Annotated in this window: 1 protein-coding gene; it reads right to left on the reverse strand. The window is 40.3% G+C overall.

The genetic code is table 11. The features are described from left to right. Positions 1-337: 337 nt before the first annotated feature. A partial coding sequence (locus tag FCI53_RS22280; protein WP_138420951.1) for a DnaD domain protein occupies positions 338-506 on the reverse strand: 169 nt, incomplete at its 5' end.

Below are 506 nucleotides of genomic sequence, written 5' to 3' on the forward strand. Positions count from 1 at the left end.
ATACTATGCATTAAAAATATATTAAACAATCAGGCATCACTGTTACATAATGATATTTAAAATTCTAGTCTAAGTCCCTATCAAAGCAGTCCTATGACAGGGACTCAGACTTACCCCCAAACTTTACCCAATATTCTATTTCTTCCCCGCCAAATACTCCTGCAACATTTGTTCCACATCCACTTGTTCCACGTCTTTCACCGCAGTAGGACCATGATCAACAGTTTCGGTATCACTTCTTGTTTTTGGGCAGACTTTTCCCGCGTTTGTTGTCGGTTTTGTTGAAATTGGAGTCTATCGGCTTTTACTTGTTCGACTGTGATGATTTGCTTGTCGACTAGGACTGGAGAATGGTGGTGACATATTTCCAGTTTGGTTTGGTATGGGAAAGGGTTTCTTTCATGGCTTCGATAACGTGTTCTTTTCCTAGCTTTGCCACCCAGGTTTTGATTTCGCGTTTAATAAACTTGGGGATGTTACCACCGCCAAAGTTGTCTTGATAAAAT

The organism is Aquibacillus sediminis, assembly GCF_005870085.1.
Lineage (GTDB): Bacteria > Bacillota > Bacilli > Bacillales > Amphibacillaceae > Aquibacillus_E > Aquibacillus_E sediminis.